General features: G+C 47.4%; 1 pseudogene. It reads left to right on the top strand.

What is annotated here, in order from left to right:
- Nucleotides 1–1429, top strand: a pseudogene (gene dxs / locus R8N28_RS24805) (1-deoxy-D-xylulose-5-phosphate synthase); the annotation flags it as partial.

The raw sequence follows: 1429 nt of genomic DNA, 5'->3' as shown, positions 1-1429 counted from the left end.
ATTATGTTTACAACACACCCGTAGATAAACTTATCTGGGATGTTGATCATCAGGCTTACCCACATAAAATTTTGACGGGTCGTCGCGATAAAATGCCAACGATTCGTCAGAAAGACGGCTGACACCCTTTCCCTTGGCGCGAAGAGAGCGAGTACGACACGCTATCAGTTGGTCACTCTTCTACTTCCATCAGTGCAGGGCTTGGCCTAGCCATCAGCGCTCAAAAAGAAGGGAAAGGTCGCAAAGTCATCAGTGTGATTGGTGATGGTGCGATTACTGCCGGCATGGCATTCGAAGCCATGAACCACGCAGGCGATGTTCACCCTGACATGTTGGTGATTCTGAACGACAATGAAATGTCGATCTCAGAAAACGTTGGCGCTCTGAACAACCACCTAGCGAAAGTCCTTTCCGGTAGTCTTTACACCTCTATCCGTGAAGGTGGAAAAAAAGTGCTATCAGGTGTGCCACCAATCAAAGAACTGGTTCGTCGCACTGAAGAACATCTAAAAGGCATGGTTGTCCCTGGCACTCTGTTTGAAGAGTTTGGCTTTAACTACATTGGTCCAATTGATGGGCACGATGTGAATGAGCTCGTTAAAACACTGAAGAACATGCGTGAGCTTAAAGGCCCTCAGTTCCTGCACATCATGACCAAGAAAGGCAAAGGTTATGAGCCAGCAGAGAAAGATCCTATTGGCTACCACGGCGTCCCTAAGTTCGATCCAAGCCATAACTGCTTACCAAAAAGCAGTGGCGGCAAACCAACTTTCTCAAAGATTTTTGGTGACTTCTTATGTGACATGGCAGCGCAAGATCCTAAGCTAATGGCAATTACGCCAGCAATGCGTGAAGGTTCTGGCATGGTGCGTTTCTCGAAAGAGTACCCCGACCAATACTTTGATGTGGCAATTGCAGAGCAACACGCTGTGACACTTGCAACGGGTATGGCAATTGCTGGCGATCATCCGATCGTGGCTATTTACTCAACCTTCTTGCAACGTGGTTACGATCAACTTATCCATGACATCGCTATCATGGACTTACCAGTAATGTTTGCTATCGACCGCGCAGGTTTGGTTGGTGCAGATGGTCAAACACACCAAGGTGCCTTTGATCTTAGCTTTATGCGCTGCATTCCTAACATGGTGATCATGGCTCCAAGCGACGAAAACGAATGTCGCCAAATGCTGTACACAGGTCATAAGCACACTGGACCAAGTGCCGTACGTTATCCTCGTGGTAGTGGTATGGGTACAGAGATCGAAAAAGAGTTTACCGCTCTTGAGATTGGTAAAGGTCGAGTGGTACGCAAAGGTGAAAAGGTGGCAATCCTGAGCTTCGGTACTTTCTTACCGAATGCACTAGAAGCAGCTGAAAACCTCAATGCAACGGTTGCTGATATGCGTTTCGTCAAACCTCTTGATGA

The organism is Vibrio sp. Vb1554 (assembly GCF_033344235.1).
The sequence above is the reverse complement of the archived record's forward strand: the minus strand, read 5'-3'. Positions and strand labels throughout refer to the sequence as shown.